The following is a 19,801-nucleotide window of genomic DNA, read 5'->3' on the forward strand; positions in this document are numbered from 1 at the left end:
TGAAATAATCCTGATCGAATTATGGATTTTCGTTATTCGGATTATGTTTTTCATTTTGAAATTGCCAATCGGAACACTTTGTTCCCTGTTGGTACTTTCCTCGTTGATAATTGGCTGACCAATGCCCGCAGCTACGAAGTGCACAGGTCATGAAGACAGATCTTCACGATTTTTCCTTCCGCAAGACCGGCGTGAACAGAGCGGGCAAACGAAGTTTCCTCGACGGCATTGGCTCATAAAGCCAACCGAAAAGGGTTAAGAGAAAGAATGGTTATCTGTGATAAACAGAGGGCACAGAAAACGATAAACAGGTTGCCATAAAACGTTGAAAATTCGGCTCGGGACAAAAGTGTAAATCGAAAAAGCACGAATGAACCACGCGCAAATCGGCTATCAGACAAGTTCATAAAGGTTGAAAAAAACGAAAACAAAGGGCTGGGGAGAGCTTGTGAAATCCTGCTCAAAAGGGGGGAAAAAGTGTTCACCAACGGGTGGCGCGGCCCGATTTTGCGACAAAATCCGTTTTATAGGCACAATTTGTCGTTTTAGCGTTAACAATTAGTGAACAGCTACAATGACATGGAAGCAGAAGAATAAGTCAGAATAGGCGATTGATCTTCCGCGGGCTGTCAGAACTCTAATATTTTACTTAATAAAAACAATGATTTAATTTTATGTTCCGTATTCATTCCGGCGGTTTTGAATTTGCAGCATGAACCGGCATGATCGGGCGTGAAAAGCGCGCGGAAAACGCGGTTAATTATTTTTAAAAGGTTTAAAGCGATAGTCTTTTACAAGGATTTCGGTTCAATAAACCGGTTCGCGATGGAGGCGCAAAAAGCATTGCCTTCATTTGGCCTTTTTTTGCCTTTGTTTTTACGGGTGAGAGAGAAAACGAAACTTAAGAATGGTATTTGATAAGATGAAAAAACTCCGTTGGGCAAGTACCGCTGCAATTTTGCTTGCACCGTTCATCGTTACAGGCTGTGCATCGACCCATTTCGGTTTCGGGCATAAAAATAATAAACAGGCTTCTTTTCCCCTGACAGAGCGCACTTGCCTGATGCGGGCAATGTATTTTGAATCGAACCGTTCAAGCCGTGATGGTATGATTGCTGTAGGAACAGTGGTTATGAACCGTGTGAATTCGACAGCTTATCCAAAGACAATTTGCGGCGTTGTCGGCCAGCCCAACCAATTCGCTCCCGGTGTTTTGACAAAACCGATGACAGAGCCTGCTGCAATGGCAAGAGCGGGTGAAGCGGCCGATGCAGTGTTACGCGGCGAAAGGGCGAAAAAGAGCAAGAATGCCATGTTCTTTCACACTGCCGGTTTGACATTCCCTTATAAAAATATCCATTATGTTCAGGTTGCTGGCGGTAACGCATTTTATGAAAAGCGTGGGCGTGACGGCGAATTGCAAGTTCCGACCAATGATGCGCCTTATGATGTCGCTTTTGCCTTTGCGCAGGAAAAGAACGGCAATGCACCGCAGTTCACAACGCCGGGGCGGGGTGCACAACCGGCAGCACCGAAAGCGGTTTCAGAACCGGCACCTGCACTTCCGGTCAAGACAGCTCCAACAAGTGAGCCGGTGATGATTGCCCAAGCTCAACCTGTACCGGTTGATGCAAAGCCGTTTTCATCACAGAAGAGCGTCGCTACTCATCAAACCAGTACGGTTGTAGCCGATGCAAAACCGGCCGTTTCCCATACAAAGCCGGTTGAAAAGGCTCAAGAACCTTATTTGCCATTCCAGACGGCTCCAACGCCTGCGCCAAAACAGGTTATGGTTGCCGATGCAAATTACAATTATGCTCCCAAACCTGCCGCCCGTTCGGTTGACCATACACAGACAGGTTCGACAACAGTTGGCTATCCCGCACCATCAAAAGAGAAAATTGACGAAATTGGTGCTCTGTTGCAAAAACAGAATAAAAACAAACGGTTTTGATAAATTGTCTGTTTGATAAATTGTCTGGAATAGTCTGATTGAAGGCACATTTTGCAAGCAACCTCATGTAACAAGCCCGCAATGAATTGCGGGCTTTTTTCATGATTTTTCGGCTTCACACAATTTTTGCAGTTTGTTTTCTAACCATTGCTGCGGTTTTTAACCAGCATATGTTCAAAACGCTTGCATTCACCAGTGAATTTTTAAGAATATTTTTCAATGAAAAAATAAAACATCAATATTCAACTTCCCGTTTTTTATAGAATTTCTTAAATTCAAAAATAATAAAACAAACCAAATAAAAACAAATGATGAATATTGTTTTGTAATATTTAATTTGAATTTAACGTGTTAATCTGTTTTTTATTATTAAAAAATAATACCGGAAAATGTTTAAGAAAAACCCGCCACGCAAATGTGCGGCGGGTTCTATTTTACACTGTTCCAACGCTGCTGATATTCAAAACACGCGGGAACCGGAAAATTTTAGCTTTTTATGCCTAATCTTTCAAAGTATAGGCAATGACATAGTCTCCCCGTTTCGGATTTTGACGGGCACCACCTGCGGTAATGACAATATATTGTTTGCCGGTTTTTGGCGAAATATAGGTCATAGGGCCGCCCTGGCTGCCGACGGGCAAACGTGACTTCCAGATTTCTTTGCCTGTGCGGCTATCAAACGCACGCAAATAGAAATCCTGCGTTCCGGCAAAGAACACAAGGCCGGATTGTGTCGCTAAAGAGGGGCCAAGTGTCGGCATTCCGATAGGAACGGGCACGCCGAGTGCGATATTGAGCGGCCCCGTATCCCTGACAGTGCCAACCGGAACCTGCCAGACAATTTTGCGGGTTTTGAGATCAATTGCCGACATTGTGCCAAAAGGTGGCTTTTGGCAGGGTACGCCAAGCGGCGAAAGAAAGCGCATGCGCATAGCGCCGAAAGGTGTTCCGGCCATGGGGACAATGCCCATTTCAATGCCGGACGCACTTTCGGGAATATCTTTGCGCTCGACAAGATAATTGGCAAGGCCGAGCCTCATATCATTGACGAAAACATAGTTCAATGTCGGATCAATCGAGACAGATCCCCAATTCATACCGCCAAGTGACCCCGGCATTTGTAATGAATAATCAAGCCCCGGAGGGGTGAACACACCCTGATGACGCATTTTGGCAAATTCGATCCGGCATAGAAGCTTGTCGAATGGTGTCGTGCCCCACATATCGGCTTCCGTTAAAGTTGCATTGCCGAATGACGGCATCCCGACAGAGAAGCGCTGTGTTGGCGAATAACGTTCACCGGCAACATCACCCTGCGGTACCGGTTTTTCTTGAACATCCGCAATCGGTTCGCCGGTTTCACGGTTAAGCAGGAAGACTTCTCCCTGTTTGGTGACCTGAACGAGTGCCGGTACGATGTTTCCATCATCATCGGGTGCGTCGAGCAGGACAGGTTGTGCGGGCGTATCAAAATCCCAAATGTCATGATGGACAAATTGGTAATGCCAACGCACCTCGCCGGTTTTCACATCGACAGCCACAACGGAAGACGAGTATTTGTCATCTTCGGCTGTGCGATAGCCAGCCCAGAAATCGGGTGTCGAATTGCCTGTCGGTAAATAGACGAGTCCGAGTTTTTCGTCATATGACATTGCCGCCCAGACATTCGGTGTTCCACGTGTATAGGTTTGCCCTTCCGGCGGAAGTCCGTGAATATCTGGGTTACCGGGATCCCAAGCCCAGACGAGATGGCCATCTTTCACATCATAGGCTCTGACGACCCCTGGTGGTTCATCGGTCGAGAAATTGTCAGCTACGCGCCCGCCGACAATAACAACATCACCGGCAACAAGTGGTGTCGATGTTTGCTGGTAATAACCGGGTTTGACTTCAACCATGCCCACTTTAAGGTCGACAGTGCCTTTATCCCCGAACTCTTCGCAAGGCTTTCCGGTTGCCGCATCAAGTGCGATGAGTCTTGCGTCTCCGGTTGGCAAAAACAGACGTGCCTGACAAGCTGTATCAGCTTTCACAGCTTTGACCGGTTGCGTTTCATGATAACCCAAGCCGCGGCAACGTTGCCAGTTCGGTCCCGTTCCGCGTGGGTCGAACATCCAGTTCTGTTTACCGCTATCAACGTCGAATGAAAGCACCTTGCCATAGGCTGTACAAACATAAAGATTAGTGCCGATCTGGAGCGGGGTATTCTGGTCTTCCGCCCCTGAACCGTTACTTTGGGGAATGTCACCGGTATGGGCAATCCAGGCCACATCAAGTTTTTTGATATTGGCAGGCGTTATCTGGTCAAGGGCGGCAAAGCGGCTGCCATGATCGTCATTGCCCCAGCTTTTCCAGTCTTTTTGTTCATTAGCCGGTTGCACCGGTAATGCAGGCTTGGCTTTTTCTGCCGTATGGATGACATTTTTCGGTATAAACGAACTGGCAATTGTTGCCGCCATACCGATAAAGACCAAGCCGGCCAAAACAAGAGATGCGGAGCCTGCGATTTTCCCCTGTTTTTTTGCCATTGGTCTATAGGCAAGCAACACCAGAAAAAAGGCCACAGACAAAGCAAAGAGGTTAGAAAATTGCTGCCAGTAATCAAGCCCCGCTTCATGATAAGACCATAATGCGCTCATCACATAGATAAAAGCGAAGATCCATACACTGAAACGGTTAAGCCGGATCATGAACAAGCCCGACAGAAGCAACAGGATGCCGAGTGCTAAATAGTACCATGTCCGGCTGCCGAGATAAATGAGATAGCCGCCAAGAAGAGTGAAATAAAGCCCCGCCGCTAATACCAGCAAGCTTAACAGAATAACCAGAAAAACGGTCATTCTCGAAGGGCCATTTTTGAACCTTATCATTTGAACTTCCCACTGATTGGAAATAATTTCGGGGTTTTTCAGATTTTTATTTTTGCAAATCTTTTGCATAAAGTTGAAACAGCGTCAATTCGGCACCCGTTCATATGAGTGTGATGAACGCCAGGTTTTTAATATAAAAATATAATAATATTTTATAGATCAAGTGGTTTTATTTAATTATTATTTAAAATTAAAATAATTTTAAACATATGTTCATATAAATGAATTAAATTGCAAAAATATAAAATTATAATCATTCAAAACAACGATATAAATTTTTTTGGTTTTGAAAACTTCAATGGATTATATTTATTTAAATTGAGCATAAATTCAAAAATATAAGAGGAGAACAAAAATACTGTATAAACAGAAAATACTTTATAAAGGCTAGGGAAACAGCCAAAGAGCTGGAGCGGGTAGCGGGAATCGAACCCGCGCGTTCAGCTTGGGAAGCTGACAGGCTACCATTACATCATACCCGCAAAATGCGTGACACACGGATGCAATCTTTAATGCTTTTTGTCAAGCACCCTCTCATCAAAGTGGTTTAAAATGTTTTGACAGTTTCAAGCCCTGTGCCTGATAATTCGAGCCGAGATCACGCCCGTAGAGAGATTTCGGATGCCTCAACATATGTTCATAAACGAGATGGCCGACGATTTGTCCGTGTTCGAGGATGAAGGGAACTTCATGGCTGCGCACTTCAAGAACGGCGCGCGAGCCTTTGCCACCCGCTTCATTATTGCCGAAACCGGGGTCGAAGAAACCGGCATAGTGAACACGGAATTCGCCGATCAACGGGTCAAACGGTGTCATTTCGGCAGCAAAGAGCGGCGGGACGTGAACCGCTTCACGCGAGACGAGAATATAGAACTCGTCCGGATCAAGGATAAGCGAATGGGAACCCCGATCATAAATCGGCTCCCAAAAATCGAGCACATCGGCCACGCCGCGCTTATCCACGTCGATAACGCCGGTATGATGTTTGCCGCGATAGCCGACAAGTCCGTTTGAATTTCCTGTAAGATCAATCGAAAGCCCGACACCGCTTGCGGTAATATTGGGGTGGTCATCGGAAACCAGCATTTCTTTTTTGTGGAGGGCCAAGAGTTCGCTTTCATTCAACCCGCTCTTTCCTTTACGGAAACGGATTTGCGACAATCTTGAACCGGTGCGGACAATAACGGGAAATGTACGCGGGCTTATTTCGAGATAAAGTTGCCCATGATAACCACTGGTGACCTTATCAAATTCTTGTGCGTAATCGGTTATAATACGGGTAAAAATATCGAGCCGTCCGGTTGAACTTTTCGGATTGGCAGAGGCACTCAATTCGTCAGAAAGTGCGAGTGTCTCGATAAGCGGTACAATATAGACACACCCCGTTTCAAGCACCGCACCATTTTCGAGATCGAATTCATGAAGCTTGAATTGTTCAAGTTTATCAATCACTTGTTTTTCAGGGCCAGGCAGAAAAGAAGCACGGACACGATAGGCTTTTTTGCCCAATCGCAAATCGAGACTGGCCGGTTGTATCTGATCTTTGTCTAACGGGCGATCCGATTTCAAAATATTGTTTTCAAATAAACCCTGAATATCGCTATCTGCCAGAATGCCGCTTGAGCGTGCCATGATGACTACCTTTTCCTGTTTTCCATTCTCTCTTTAACCTGTTCACGGATTGACGCAAGCGGTTGAAGGGCATATGGAAGATTTATCCCGTGGTGATTTGGGCCGGCCGGCTTGCAGCCACGCTTGGGGTTATGGAATATAAACGCGTTCGGATGACAACGTAAAGTCTTCGGTGCCAATTCCATTCACCCCCTTGAAATGCTAAAAGGCCGTAAGATCAAGCGGACTTTTGGCATCTTGTTTTTCAATCTTTACCATGACGGCAAAGGTTTTTTGATGAAAGCAGGTGACTTATGACACTTAATCCGCATCGTAAATACCGTACCGCTACAGAAATGGTTCATGCGGGGGCTCAACGCTCTCCTTATGGAGAAGTCTGTGAAGCGATTTATTTAACCCAGGGCTTTACCTATCCGAGTGCCGAAGCAGCCGAAAGGCGTTTTGACGGAGAGGATCCGGGCTTTGTCTATTCACGTTATGCCAATCCGACCACAGATATGTTTGAAAAACGTATGTGTGCTTTGGAAGGGGCTGAAAGTGCGCGCGCACTTGCTTCGGGAATGGCCGCTGTTTCGACAGCTATTTTATGTTTTGTGAAAGCGGGCGACCATTTTGTTGCAGCCCGCTCCATGTTCGGTTCCTGCCGTTATATCATTGAAAAAGTTTTGCCCCGTTATGGCGTCGAGGTTTCAATCATTGACGGGCGTAAAATTGAAAATTGGGAAAAGGCAATTCGCCCCAATACACGCGGGATATTTTTTGAAACGCCTGCCAATCCGACTTTGGAAATGGTCGACATTAAAGCGGTTTCGGAACTTGCCCATAAAGTTGGCGCAACTGTGATTGTCGATAATGTATTCGCCACGCCGCTTTATCAAAAGCCGCTCGAACTTGGTGCTGATGTCGTTGTCTATTCAACCACCAAGCATATTGACGGGCATGGGCGTTGTCTCGGTGGAATGATTTTATCGAGTGAAGAATGGATGACAGAAAATTTGCAGGACTTCTTCCGCCATACGGGACCGGGCATGAGCCCTTATGTCGCATGGCTTATGTTGAAAAGTCTTGAAACGCTCCCGCTTCGTGTCGAGGAAATGACACGCTCGGCAGCAAAACTTGCCGATTTTATCAGCGGGCATAAGGCGGTCGCAAAATGCATTTATCCGGGGCGTGACGACCACCCGCAAAGAGATATTGTAAAAAAACAGATGACCGGCGGTTCGACAATGATTGCCTTTGAATTGAAGGGTGGCAAAAAGGCTGCTTTTTCATTCTGCAACCATCTGACAATACCGCTTATTTCCAATAATCTTGGAGATACACGTTCGATCATGACCCATCCGGCAACCACAACGCACCAGAGCATCGGCCCCGAAGCACGTGCCGAACTCGGCATTAGTGACGGATTGTTGCGTTTTTCGGTTGGTCTCGAAGATGTCAACGATTTGTTGGAAGATGTCGAACAGGCATTGAACGCGACACTCTGATAAATCCATTTTCCGGATTGTTCACAAATATGAGCGCGAGCTTTTTAAAAAGCTTGCGCTTTTTTAAATGGATTTATCTATTCAAGGGGGGGATAATGCCGGAGCGAGAATGTGCTTTCGCTATACGCGGGTTTGTAAATCGGTTATAATGACTTCATGACAATACATCATCTCAGTGAAACCGTAATTAACCAGATTGCAGCGGGCGAAGTGATCGAGCGTCCGGCAAGTGTGGTCAAAGAACTCGTCGAAAATGCTATTGATGCCGGTGCGACACGGATAGAAATTGTAACGGCAGGTGGCGGAAAAAGTCTGATCCGCGTGTCGGATAACGGGTGCGGTATTGCGGAGGACGAACTTGAACTGGCAATATCGCGTCATTGCACCTCCAAACTCGACGATAATGTTCACGACATCCATTCACTCGGATTTCGTGGTGAAGCTTTGCCGTCAATCGGGTCGGTTTCAAAGTTGAAACTGGTGTCACGTAGAGCTTCTTCTGAACATGCGGCTGAAATCGTTGTCAATGCCGGACATGTTGATGGGCCGCGTCCCGCAGCAGGTAACGCGGGAACAATTGTCGAAGTGCGTGATCTTTTTTACGTCACACCGGCACGTCTCAAATTCATGAAAACAGATCGTGCCGAAACCAATGCGATAACCGATATTGTCAAACGGATTGCCATTGCATTTCCGAATGTCCGGTTTTCGCTTTCCGGTACAGATCGCTCGATGCTCGATTATCCCGCGACCGGTACAGGAGAAGAGGCACAATTACAGCGCATCACCCAGATTATGGGAAAAGATTTTGCCCCCAACGTTATTACTCTTGACGCGGTAAGAGAAGGGGTGGAGCTTAAAGGCTTTGCGGGCATACCGTCATTCAATCGGGGTAACAGTCTCCATCAGTTTGCTTATGTGAACGGCCGACCGGTGCGCGATAAATTGATATTGGGCGCTATTCGCGGGGCTTATGCCGATGCGATGGCGCGCGACCGCTATGCGGTTTGTGTGCTTTTCATCAATCTTCCTTCATCCGATGTCGATGTCAATGTCCATCCGGCAAAGGCGGATGTGCGTTTTCGCGATCAGAGTTTAGTGCGCGGGCTTATTGTTGGTGGCATTCGCGAAGCTTTAAGCCATGCCGGCATTCACCCCGCAACGACGGGGGCGGACGCAATGCTCAAAAGTTTCCGCCCTGATGGCATACCACCTTCTTCATCTGTTCCACCGCGCCCGACTTTTTATAATAATAGAGCTTTTTCCTATAATTCTTTTTCAAGAGCGCCTGTGCCACCGGCCGCACAAATGGTCAACAAGCCGCTTTATACAACACCTTCATCAGGCTTCAATGAAGACTATGGAAATGTGTTGGGTGATCTCGATCAACCGACGACCGATAGCCGTCCGGCAATGGAAATTCCAACTGTCGAGGAACAGCGTTTTCCCCTTGGTGCTGCACGCGCCCAAATCCACAAAAACTATATTATCGCCCAAACTGAAGACAGCCTTATTATTGTCGATCAACATGCAGCACATGAGAGGCTGGTTTACGAGGCTTTGAAACAGGCGCTCTATTCCAAGCCTTTGCCATCCCAAATGTTGCTTATTCCGGAGATCGTGGAATTGCCGGAAGAAGATGCAACCCGGCTTTTGGCACATGCAGAGACATTGCAAAAATTCGGGTTGAAAATCGAAGCATTCGGCCCCGGTGCCGTCGCGGTTCGCGAAACACCGGCCATGCTTGGCGAGGTGGATGTCAAAGGCCTTATTGCCGATTTGGCCGATGAAGCTGCCGTTTATGATACAACAAACGGTTTGAAAGCGATGCTCGATTATGTTGCGGCAACCATGGCCTGTCACGGCTCGGTGCGTTCCGGCCGCTTGTTGCGGGCGGAAGAAATGAATGCGCTTTTACGCCAGATGGAAGCAACTCCGGGTTCCGGAACTTGTAATCACGGACGCCCGACCTATGTCGAGTTGAAACTTACCGATATTGAAAGATTGTTCGGCCGCCGTTGATTGTTTTGATTTTGAAAGGCTTGCGGGTGTCTGTTCGTAACCGTCACTTAAGAACCGACGGTTCTGGATGAAAAAACCGGTTCGCGGCTTTGTCTGCCAATTTTATGCGCCCGAACAGGCTTTATGATGCGCCCGAAATTATGCGCCCGAAATTATGCGGCCGAACTTATGCAACCGGAATTATGTGGCCGAATTAAATCGGGAACGCTTCGGATGATCGGGGTCTCGTGTTTATTTCTAAAAAACAGCTTCGCCTTTCCGTTTACCGTGAAGTCATTTGTTGAAATTTACCGATGTGGTTCTCTTCTCTTAACAAAACCGTCCGGCTTCCGGTTTGGACAGTTCGTTGCGGATGAGTGCTGAAAGCCTGAATGACAAAAATCCTGAACGAAAACGAAAACCTCGTCGATGAGATAATGGTTAGAGGAGATAAAAAGTGAACCTCTCAAAATGACCGACAGGTTTGAACACTTATCAATAGTTTCGTGAGCGAAGGATTTAAGGCTTTTATAGTTTTACCCGACGCTTTATAATGATCGCCAATGAGCAATCTGAAAGGTTTAGAATAATGATGTTTCCCGGTGGTGAACGCGAGGCACAACTCCATTACCTGAGTGGCGATTATGAAGTTTTAACACACGGAACTTATGTTTTATGTGCAATTACAGGCGAGAAAATTCCGTTGGACGAACTGAGATACTGGAGTGCGCCCCGTCAGGAAGCTTATGCAAGTTGCGAAATTTCCTATCGCCGTGAACTTGAATGCGATCCCCGTTTACGTAAGCTTTTAGGCACAACACTTAAAAAATAAATGTTATTGCCGGTTTATGCATTGATTTCAATAAAAGCGCCTATTCGGGGCGCTTTTTGTTTTTTATTCTTCAAAAGTGCGGTTTTTGAACGCTTCGAGTGTTTCGTTTATCCGTTGCTTACAAAAATCCGCATCATCAAATTGAACCTCGACATCGAACACAACAAGATTTTCAAGCTTTTTGTCCTGCCCATCGGTTTTTAAACGGGCAAAATCCTTTGCGGTGGTAGCAATGGAAAGATGCTCTGCCTTGGCCGTGCCCCTAATGTCATCAAGATCGAAATCTGTATAAAAATGATGGTCGGCATAAATTCGCGTTTGTTCAACTTTGCCTTCCAATTCGCCAATTGAGCGGAAAAATTTTTGCGGATTTCCTATGCCTGCAAAGGCCAGAAATTTTTTGCCCGAAACAGTATCGCTGGCAGAGGGCAGAAGATGGGCAAAGTTCAACGGTTTTGCTGCACGGGCTGCCATATGGATAACTTCGTTACCTTTGTTCCCATTGCCGATCATCAGCACACCGTCGGTATAGGCAAGTTGGGTTACAAGCGGTGCACGGAGCGGCCCCGCCGGAAACACTGCATTGTTCCCCAAGCCCCTAAGGCCATCCACTACCATCAAAGCATAGTCAATGAAGAGACGACGACTTTGGAAGCCGTCATCCATCAAAATAAAATTGCAGCCTTGCTGTTTTAAAAGTTTTGCTGCTTCCAACCGGTCGGTGGCTACGGCAACAAGTGCATGTCGGGCAAGAAGCAATGGTTCGTCACCGACTTCGCGCGCTTTATCCATTTGCGCGTCGACCAGATGGGCACTGCGAATTTCACCACCATAACCACGCGAAACAATGCCCGGATTAAGACCAAGTTTTTTGGCCGCTTCTGCAAGGCTGATAACAACGGGCGTTTTTCCCGTTCCACCAAGCGTAAAATTGCCGACACATAAAACCGGAAGGTCAATCACCGGAACATTTTCCCGTTCCATTCTACGGCGGGCAAAAAAACCGTAAATCCATGAAACCGGAAGTAAAAGCCAACGCATGACTTTCTGTTCATTCCACCAGAAGTCCGGCGCTTCACCAACCATGATTGGTATCCTGATGATGAAGCTTGGCCTGCATAATCAAAGGATCAATAAACGGGCGTAACACTTTTAATGTGCGTTCCAGTGCTCCGCTCATATTGGTGGCCGTGTCATAGGCCGCCTCGATCATTTCATAGCGTAACGGTTCATGTGTTAAAAGTGTATTGAGCTGGACAGCCAATTGCGTGGCATCTTCAACGACTCTCGCCGCATTATTGGCAAAAAATACATCGAATGTATCTTTGAAATTTTCCACATGCGGGCCTGTCAGGATAGCTGACCCCAAAAGCGCCGGTTCAAGCGGATTGTGCCCTCCGGTTTCCGTTAAAGATTTGCCGATAAAGGATACTTTTGCAAGTTGCAAAAACACTCCCATTTCACCAATCGTATCAACGAGTATAATATCGGTATCCTCATCGGGCATCCGTTTTTCACTGTGTCGAATAACGTGAAGGGACTTCTTTTCAAGTTCTTCCATGATCGCGTCAGCCCGTTCGGGGTGACGGGGCACAATGATTGTCAAAAGATTGGGTAGCCGTGTTTTTAAAGCGATATGAACTTCGGCAGCAATATTTTCTTCACCCTCATGGGTGGAAATCGCCGCCCAAACCAGCCGGTTATGCAGACTTTCCCGATATTGCATTAACAGATTTTTGTCGGCTTCCGGTGCAATATCCGCTTTCAGATTTCCTGAAACCGCAACTGTTTTGACGCCGAGCGCATGATATTGTTCGGCATCACTTTCGCTTTGACCAATGGCAGCATCAATCTGCCTGAAAATATGCGAAGCGAGAGCCGGCCGTTTTTGCCATGAATGGAATGAACGAGCGGACATATGTGCATTCACCATAACTTGCGGGATATGACGGCGCGCAAGCCCGTTGATTCGTAAGGGCCAGATTTCGGATTCGCAGACAAGTGCCAGATCGGGTTTCCAATGGTCAAGAAATCTTCTGATTGCCGGTTTAACATCAAGTGGTGCAAACTGGTGGATAACGCGACTGCCAAAGCGGTTTTCAATGAGACTGGCAGACGTAACAGTGCCGGTTGTCAAAAGAACATTGATATGAAGCTGCAAAATACGCTCGATCAGAGGAACCAGTGCCAGCGTTTCCCCGACACTTGCCGCATGAAGCCAGATAAGCGGCCCTTCAGGGCGCTTTTTATTGGTGCGCCCCATACGTTCGCGTTTGCGGTGCGGGTCTTCCTTGCCGCGTGCGGCTCTTATCGAAAGATAGAACGGAACGAGTGGACTAATCAGGCCGCCTGCCATGCGATAAAGATATAGCGCTGTGCGAGCCTTGAATTCCTTCATAGTGCTCCCCCCTATTTTCTTTCTTTGAGGCGTTTTTCTGCCTCGTCGGTCAGACGGTTCATTATATCAGAAAGTTCGATGCGTTTTTGTTCCATAAGGTCTTCATCTGCATCTTCCGGCACATAGAACGCATCTCCCATAAGAAATATAGAATGTCCAAAAGGGAGCGGAATTACGGTTTTGTCCCATGTTTTTTCGAGAATTTTCACGTGTGAAAAAGAATATATATAGGGAATAATGGGGCGACCGGAAATTTTTGCCAGTAAAATAATGCCTTTTCCGGCTTCCCGCGCTTTTCCATGGGCAATATCGGCAATCATTGCCGCTGTTTTACCTTCTTGCAATGCACGTTTCAATGTAAGAAGTGCCCGTGCACCGCCTTTGTCGGTATTCTGGTGCTTGCTCCGTCCGCCCGAACCGCGCACTGTTTCAAGTCCCAGTTTTTCGCCGACTCTTGCATTGATTTCGGCATCGGCAGAGCGGGAAAACATGGCAATGATATGTTCTTTTCTGGGGCGCAAGAACGGCCCCATAATATGGCGCCCGTGCCAGAAAGTGATGATAAAAGGATTGTAGGCATCATGGGCTTTTTGCGGATCATCAGAACCTTTAAGCCGTGGATTGGTCCAATAAACCAGCCGCAAATAATTAGCCATCAGTGACACGACAATCGCTTTGGTGACGCGTGCATTCATCAAAGGATAGCGAATTTTGCGCCATAAGCGGTTTAAAATGCCCGATTTTTTCTTCTTTTTTTGCTCAGTCATTCAATTGTCGAACCGATCACTTTTAACACGGACGGTCGCAACCCTCTTGTTGGAAGACAAACACAGCCTGCAAAGGCGTTTCGAGAGCGCCTTTGCCATATACGAGTGCATTGTCATACTCTCCTGTCAAGATCAAGAGAAGCCAACCAAATGCACTACCGAGAATATAAAAATGCTTCAAAAAGCGTTAAAATTATAGTGTTTCGTTTCAAAACTGGCAAATAGCTATTTGCTGTCGGAATGTTCAGGATCCAGCAAGCGGTGAAGGTGAACAATGAAATAACGTTGCAATGCATTATCGACGCTCGATTGGGCTTTTGCCCGCCATGCGGCCTCGGCCGACTTATAATCAGGAAAAATTCCTACAATATCTAGTTTATCGAGATCACGAAATTCATTGCTATCAAGGTTTTTTAATTCTCCACCAAAGACCAGATGCAATAATTGTTTCGATTCACCTGTCGTGCTCATATATACCTCCTGTTATTGCCTTACCCGTATCCGGATTCCGGAAGGATTACCTCAATCGGGTTTTTCGGACAATATCTACCATGTTATCAAGCCGACCTTTAATACATGCAATCAAAAAATCGTGTTCATATGGCGGATTTCCGTAAACGGGAGGCACATTATTGAAGTCCTGTATCAAACCGCCACATTCCTGCAAAATAAGATCAGCCGCAGCAATATCCCAATCATGGCTCTCGGGCTTTATCAGGACGATGTCTATTTTGCCTTCGGCGGCAAGTGCAATACGATAGGCAAGAGAGGGGAGATAATGTGCGAAATTGACCTTGGATTTGAAGGTTTCCGGTAACTTTGCTTCAAATTTTCCGGTTGCAGAAACAACGAGTTTCCCGTCATGCCCTTCAAGAAGCGGAAGCTTATTGCCATTGAGGCTGGCACCTTTGCCCCGTTCCGCCTTGTAGACAGAACGGGTTGCAGGGCAATCAAGAACGCCAACTTGCGAAATTCCCTCTTCGATCACTGCCACCGATATACACCAATGATGGGAGCCGGAAAGAAAGCCGCGTGTTCCGTCAATCGGATCGACCACGAAATATCTTTGATAGTGCCTGTCCGGACGTTCGTCTTTGGTTTCTTCGGAAATCCAGCCATAATCGGGGCGGGCGGCCAATAAGAGTTCTTTGAGAACTTTATCGGCAGCAAAATCGGCTTCGCTTACCGGTGAATTTCCGGGTTTGATCCAGACTTTCGGATTCCGACCGAAATAGCTGAACGCTGTTTCTCCTGCTTGTCGAGCAGCATTGCTGATAAGCTCCAGATCTTCGGAATTGATCGTATTATTTGCCTGCAAGGGTCATTCCTTCAATCAACAGAGTGGGGGCTGCCGTGCCATAGCGGCGGTCAATGTCGCTTGCCGGTGTCAGATGTGACAACATATCAATGAGATTGGAACCGAGAGTGACTTCACTTACCGGATAGGCAAGTTCACCATTTTCAATCCAGAACCCCGATGCACCACGGCTATATTGACCGGTCACAAGATCAACGCCATGGCCGAAGAGTTCGGTTACGTAAAAACCGGTTTTGATTGCCTTCATCATGTCTTCAGGTGTCTGATTTCCCGGTTCAATTGCAAAATTGGTGCTTGCCGGTTGCACAGAAGAAGCCGAGCGAACCCCGTGCCCATTGGTTTGAAGGTGAAGCTCGCGTGCGACAGATGATGATAAAAACCAGTGTTCGAGAACGCCATTCTCGATAATATTCAAGGCCATTCCTTCCACACCTTCCCCGTCAAAGGGGCGGGAAGCATTTCCGCGCCTTTTCAATGGCTGATCGGTTATGGTAATTGTCGGCTTCATAATTTGTTCGCCCATGCGATTTTGCAACAGGCTGGTTTTACGTGCAACAGCAGCACCATTCACCATTGAAGCAATGTGTCCGGCAATACCGCGTGCCATTCTCGGCTCGAAAATAACATTGACAGTTCCGGTTTTCGGCTTTTGCGCATTCAATCGTCTCACCGCACGCTCGCCTGCATTTTTTCCGATTTTTGTTGTTTTATCTAGGTCTTCATGGTGAAGAGCTGTCGTGTAATCATAATCACGTTCCATTGCCGTTCCTTCACCGGCAAGTGCGCTGCATGAATAGGAAAAACGGCTTGATTGATAGCTACCGCAAAATCCGTCGCTGGTGACAAGAACCAGTCCGCCGCTACCATAGGCAGATGTTGCACCACCGGAATTTGTAACACCCTTGACCGATAGGGAAGCATTTTCGATTTCGAGAGCTTCTTCTGTCAGACGTTCGCTATCCGGAACAAATGGATCATAAAGATCAAGATCTTTCGGATTTTTAACAAGGAGAGAGCGGTCAGCCAAACCTTCAAAAGGATTTTCAGGCGAAACTTTAGCCATGGCAACCGCACGTTCTGCGAGGCTTGCCGGATCTGCCGAAAGATTGGCCGAAATGCTTGCAACTTTTTTGCCGACAAACACGCGCAATGAAAAGTCGTCATTTTCGGAAGCTTCGGTTGCTTCCACTTTTCCAAGCCTTACCGATACACTAACCGAACGCGAGCGAATGATGACCGCATCAGCACTGTCGGCTCCGGCTTTGCGCGCAGCCTCTACAAGGGCAGACGCTTTATCAATTTGGCTGTTGTGAACCATAGAAGATTCCTCTTAATCATTTCGCTCAAGATTTATAAAAACTTGCGCAATAAAACTCAATTCTTTTCATAAAATATATATGAAGAAGTCTGCCGAGACTATTTCAAGTGACAAAAATTGGAAAACGTTTTGAACAAACCCGTTTTTCAACAAACAGGCATTAACCTTTTAGAGGGGCGGCGATTGTTTTCAAAAAGCCCGCCGGTATTATTTAAAAATTCCGGTTTTGAACGGTTTTGCCGGTCGAAAGAAGGAAGCTTCTTCCATAAGCCGGAAGATAGAGCCTCTGACCGGTACAGGACCTTATACGGGAAGATATTTTGAAAATAGTGTCAAAAGCAGTGATGAATGATACGCGTTTTGACCGGAAAATGTATTGCGTTTTTTGGGGATTCGATGTCGATTTTAAGAAACCGGCATCGAACAATTCATTTTAACCTTTGGATGGCCCGATAACCAATAAAGCAGGTTCCGGACGAAGCAGCTTTTCAGCAATTGCTTTTATTTGTTCACGCGTTACAGCATTGATGAGCGCCTGACGTTTTTCAATATAATCTATCGGCAAATTTTCATCCTGTAGGCCGACAAGTGTTGCGGCAATGTCGGAAGAAGACCCCATATTCTGCACAGCATAGGAACCGATGACATAGCTCTTGGCATCTTCAAGTTCCTGTTCACTCACCCCGTCGTCGGCCATTTTTTTGACTTCATTGCGAATGGTAGAGAGCGTTTTTTGTGCCTCGCTTGAACGCGTGCCGGTCGACACAGCCAAGGCGGCCGAATGTTCATAAAGCATGAGTGAAGAACCGACCGTGTAGGCAAGGCCGCGTTTTTCACGGACTTCCGAGAACAGACGCGATGTGAGCCCCGGCCCACCCAGAATATAATTCATGAGATAAGCCGCAAAAAATTGAGGATCATTACGTTTGACACCGGGGTAAACAAGCATCAAGGATGTTTGCGGCAAATCATAATTGACATTGGCCATACCGCCGAGATTGAGCTTGGCTTCTTCTATTTTTTGAAGGTCTGCTTTTTCCGGCAGAGCGCCGAATATTTTGTCGATTATTGTTGCCGCTTCTTCCGCCTTCACCGGCCCGACAATGCCGATATGAATATTGTCGCGGGCAAACATGGCATGATGTGCTTTAAGAAGATCGTCACGACTTATAGTGCCTAATGTTTCCGGTGTTCCTTCTCCCTTTTTTGAATAAGGATGTTTGCCATAAATCAACGTCAAAAGACGGTTTTGAGCAATGGTTTTCGGGTCTTTTTCGGAAGCTTTAAGCTCGGCAACCAGTTGTTCGCGGATGCGCTCGATCGCTTCGTCATCAAAGCGCGGCTTTTGAACAGCAAGAGCCAGCAAATTGATAGCTTCGTTTCTTTTATCGGCGAGCATTTTCATGTTTCCGCGCATCCGGTCGCGATTAACCGAAAATGCCATTTCAGCGCCGAGATCATCAAGACGCCCCTGAAATGCTTGTGAGTCGAGATCACCGGCACCTTCATCAAAAAGGCCTGTCATCAAATTTGCCAAACCTTCTTTACCTTCAGGATCCTGCGTTGTTCCCCCGCCAATAGAAAATTGTATGGAAACAACCGGTACAGTATTGTCTTCCACAAGCCAGCCGTGAAGGCCTTTTTTCGACGTTACATTTTCGATGTTCAACGCACCGGCAACGGACACGCCCAATCCGAGACTTAAAAATAGTGAAAAAGCAAGGATCGAGGCACGATGGAAAATATGCGGTTTCTTGTTCATAGCGACCCTCATTTGCTTTTCTTTTGTTGGTTTACGTCGTGTGGCAGGGCTTCGTGAACGGGCGGCAACAAATAGCTGGTTACGCTTTTGTCCGTATCAAGATAACGGTTGGCAACGGCTTTGATATCGTCTGTCGTCACTTCCTTCAGCCGCTCCGGCCAATGGGTAACATCATCAATATTCATGCCGACGGAAAGGGAACTTCCATATATTTGTGCGAGACCGGCCGGACTATCGAGAGAGAATATCATATTCTTGATAAAACGATTGCGCGCCTGATCGAGCTCGGTTTTAGTGACGCCATTCTTGCGAATATCTGCAATTTCATCGGCAATTTGTTGTTGGACATCATCGAGGCTTGCCTCGCCGCGAGGCATTCCATAGAGGTAAAACAAACCGTCATCAACAGCATTGCCGCTATAATTGGCACCGACAGATGCTGCCGACCCGTTTTTGACAACCAGCTTCTGGTAAAGCCGTCCCCGTGGTGCGCCTCCTAAAATTTCACCAAGCAAATCAAGTGCTTCGGCTTCATTTTTGACTTTTGTATTATGATAGGAGGGAACCACCCACATTTTCTGGAAACTCGGTTCACTCACCCGCGGGTCATGCATTGTCACAGTGCGAAGTGTTCTTTTTTCCGGTTCTTGCGGGCGGATACGCGGGCCGATTTCAGAACGAACCGGCAATTTTCCGTAAATGTCGGAAGCCATTTCGCGCACTTTTTCCGCTGTAACATCGCCCGATATAATAAGCGTTGCATTATTCGGGGTGTAATATTTATTGTAAAAATCAATCGCATCATCACGTGTCAACTTTTCCATTTCCTGTTTCCACCCGATAACAGGATTATGGTAGGGGCTGTTCATGAATAATGTTGCCCGCGTTTCTTCGGCAAGTATGGCATCAGGGCTGTTGTCGGTGCGCATCCGCCGTTCTTCGATAATAACATTTCTTTCAGGCGCGATCACATCATCTGTCAAAACCAGATTTTCCATCCGGTCTGCTTCAAACTTCATAATTGTTTCGAGATAATCGGAAGCAACGCTTTGATAGTAACCGGTATAGTCATAGGACGTGAATGCATTTTCTTCCCCACCGATTCTGGCAATGAATTTGGAAAATTCACCGTCTTTATGGGTGGCAGTGCCTTTAAACATCAAATGTTCGAGAAAATGGGCAATACCGGTATGTCCCTTCGGCTCGTCGGCCGAACCGACATGATACCAGATCATCTGTGTAACAACCGGCGCCCGATGATTTTCGATCACAACAACTTGAAGTCCATTTTTCAAGGTAAAACTTTGCGTTGGACCGGATTTTGTAATTTCAGGAAGATCAGTTTTGTCTGAAGCTGTCATTTGTTGCTCCGTCGGATTTTTCCCGCTGGTCTCTTCGGCATAAAGGGGAAAAAGCGCGCTTGTAGACAAAAGAACGCCGAACGTCGCTTTTAAAACCGTTT

The 19,801-nt window shown here is 46.7% G+C and carries 13 protein-coding genes, 1 tRNA gene, 1 pseudogene and 1 riboswitch; of the genes and pseudogenes, 4 read left to right on the forward strand and 11 right to left on the reverse strand.

Annotation, left to right across the window (positions count from 1 at the left end):
* Positions 1-922: 922 nt before the first annotated feature.
* Positions 923-1,690, forward strand: a pseudogene (locus GQS64_RS02935) (cell wall hydrolase); the annotation flags it as partial.
* 764 nt (positions 1,691-2,454) lie between these two features.
* On the opposite strand, the gene GQS64_RS02940 reads toward GQS64_RS02935, so the two are convergent.
* From GQS64_RS02940 to GQS64_RS02950, 3 genes are all read right to left on the reverse strand, one after another.
* A complete protein-coding gene (locus GQS64_RS02940; protein WP_198230562.1) occupies positions 2,455-4,824 on the reverse strand; it encodes a membrane-bound PQQ-dependent dehydrogenase, glucose/quinate/shikimate family in 2,370 nt (789 codons plus the stop codon).
* A 408-nt stretch (positions 4,825-5,232) separates the two neighbouring features.
* Positions 5,233-5,306 (reverse strand) — tRNA-Gly (locus GQS64_RS02945).
* Positions 5,307-5,361: 55 nt separating this feature from the next.
* A complete protein-coding gene (locus tag GQS64_RS02950; RefSeq protein WP_077990703.1) occupies positions 5,362-6,456 on the reverse strand; it encodes a 2'-deoxycytidine 5'-triphosphate deaminase in 1,095 nt (364 codons plus the stop codon).
* Between the two features lie 79 nt (positions 6,457-6,535).
* Positions 6,536-6,601: riboswitch (SAM riboswitch) on the forward strand.
* A gap of 148 nt (positions 6,602-6,749) precedes the next feature.
* Between GQS64_RS02950 and GQS64_RS02955 the strand changes: the two genes are divergently transcribed.
* From GQS64_RS02955 to GQS64_RS02965, 3 genes are all read left to right on the forward strand, one after another.
* Positions 6,750-7,943 (forward strand): O-succinylhomoserine sulfhydrylase, encoded by a 1,194-nt coding sequence (locus GQS64_RS02955; RefSeq protein WP_198230563.1) that lies wholly within the window; start codon positions 6,750-6,752, stop codon positions 7,941-7,943.
* A gap of 156 nt (positions 7,944-8,099) precedes the next feature.
* A complete protein-coding gene (mutL, locus tag GQS64_RS02960) occupies positions 8,100-9,965 on the forward strand; it encodes a DNA mismatch repair endonuclease MutL (RefSeq protein WP_198230564.1) in 1,866 nt (621 codons plus the stop codon).
* Positions 9,966-10,536: 571 nt separating this feature from the next.
* Complete coding sequence (locus GQS64_RS02965; protein ID WP_075869960.1) at positions 10,537-10,776, forward strand: DUF2093 domain-containing protein; 240 nt, start codon at positions 10,537-10,539, stop codon at positions 10,774-10,776.
* A gap of 63 nt (positions 10,777-10,839) precedes the next feature.
* Here GQS64_RS02965 and lpxK read toward each other — a convergent pair whose 3' ends face one another.
* The 8 genes from lpxK to GQS64_RS03005 form a co-directional block, all read right to left on the reverse strand.
* Complete coding sequence (gene lpxK / locus GQS64_RS02970) at positions 10,840-11,862, reverse strand: tetraacyldisaccharide 4'-kinase (RefSeq protein ID WP_077990707.1); 1,023 nt, start codon at positions 11,860-11,862, stop codon at positions 10,840-10,842.
* Positions 11,852-13,174: a lipid IV(A) 3-deoxy-D-manno-octulosonic acid transferase gene (gene waaA, locus GQS64_RS02975; RefSeq protein ID WP_077990709.1), complete on the reverse strand. Its 1,323-nt coding sequence runs from the start codon at positions 13,172-13,174 to the stop codon at positions 11,852-11,854. The genes lpxK and waaA overlap by 11 nt, the downstream gene beginning before the upstream one ends.
* 11 nt (positions 13,175-13,185) lie before the next feature.
* Positions 13,186-13,941: a lysophospholipid acyltransferase family protein gene (locus GQS64_RS02980; RefSeq protein WP_198230565.1), complete on the reverse strand. Its 756-nt coding sequence runs from the start codon at positions 13,939-13,941 to the stop codon at positions 13,186-13,188.
* A 225-nt stretch (positions 13,942-14,166) separates the two neighbouring features.
* Positions 14,167-14,412 carry a DUF4170 domain-containing protein gene (locus GQS64_RS02985; RefSeq protein WP_198230566.1) on the reverse strand — a complete coding sequence of 82 codons (246 nt, stop codon included), beginning with the start codon at positions 14,410-14,412 and terminating at the stop codon, positions 14,167-14,169.
* A 46-nt stretch (positions 14,413-14,458) separates the two neighbouring features.
* A complete protein-coding gene (locus tag GQS64_RS02990) occupies positions 14,459-15,259 on the reverse strand; it encodes a 3'(2'),5'-bisphosphate nucleotidase CysQ (protein ID WP_198230567.1) in 801 nt (266 codons plus the stop codon).
* Positions 15,246-16,577 (reverse strand): TldD/PmbA family protein, encoded by a 1,332-nt coding sequence (locus tag GQS64_RS02995; protein WP_198230568.1) that lies wholly within the window; start codon positions 16,575-16,577, stop codon positions 15,246-15,248. Before GQS64_RS02995 ends, GQS64_RS02990 begins: the two co-directional genes overlap by 14 nt.
* 433 nt (positions 16,578-17,010) lie before the next feature.
* Positions 17,011-18,339, reverse strand: a complete 1,329-nt coding sequence (locus GQS64_RS03000) for a M16 family metallopeptidase (RefSeq protein WP_198230569.1) — start codon at positions 18,337-18,339, stop codon at positions 17,011-17,013.
* 8 nt (positions 18,340-18,347) lie between these two features.
* Complete coding sequence (locus GQS64_RS03005; RefSeq protein WP_225868134.1) at positions 18,348-19,700, reverse strand: M16 family metallopeptidase; 1,353 nt, start codon at positions 19,698-19,700, stop codon at positions 18,348-18,350.
* Positions 19,701-19,801 lie beyond the last annotated feature (101 nt).

Source organism: Bartonella sp. P0282 (assembly GCF_048452985.1).
GTDB classification, from domain to species: Bacteria; Pseudomonadota; Alphaproteobacteria; order Rhizobiales; family Rhizobiaceae; genus Bartonella; species Bartonella choladocola.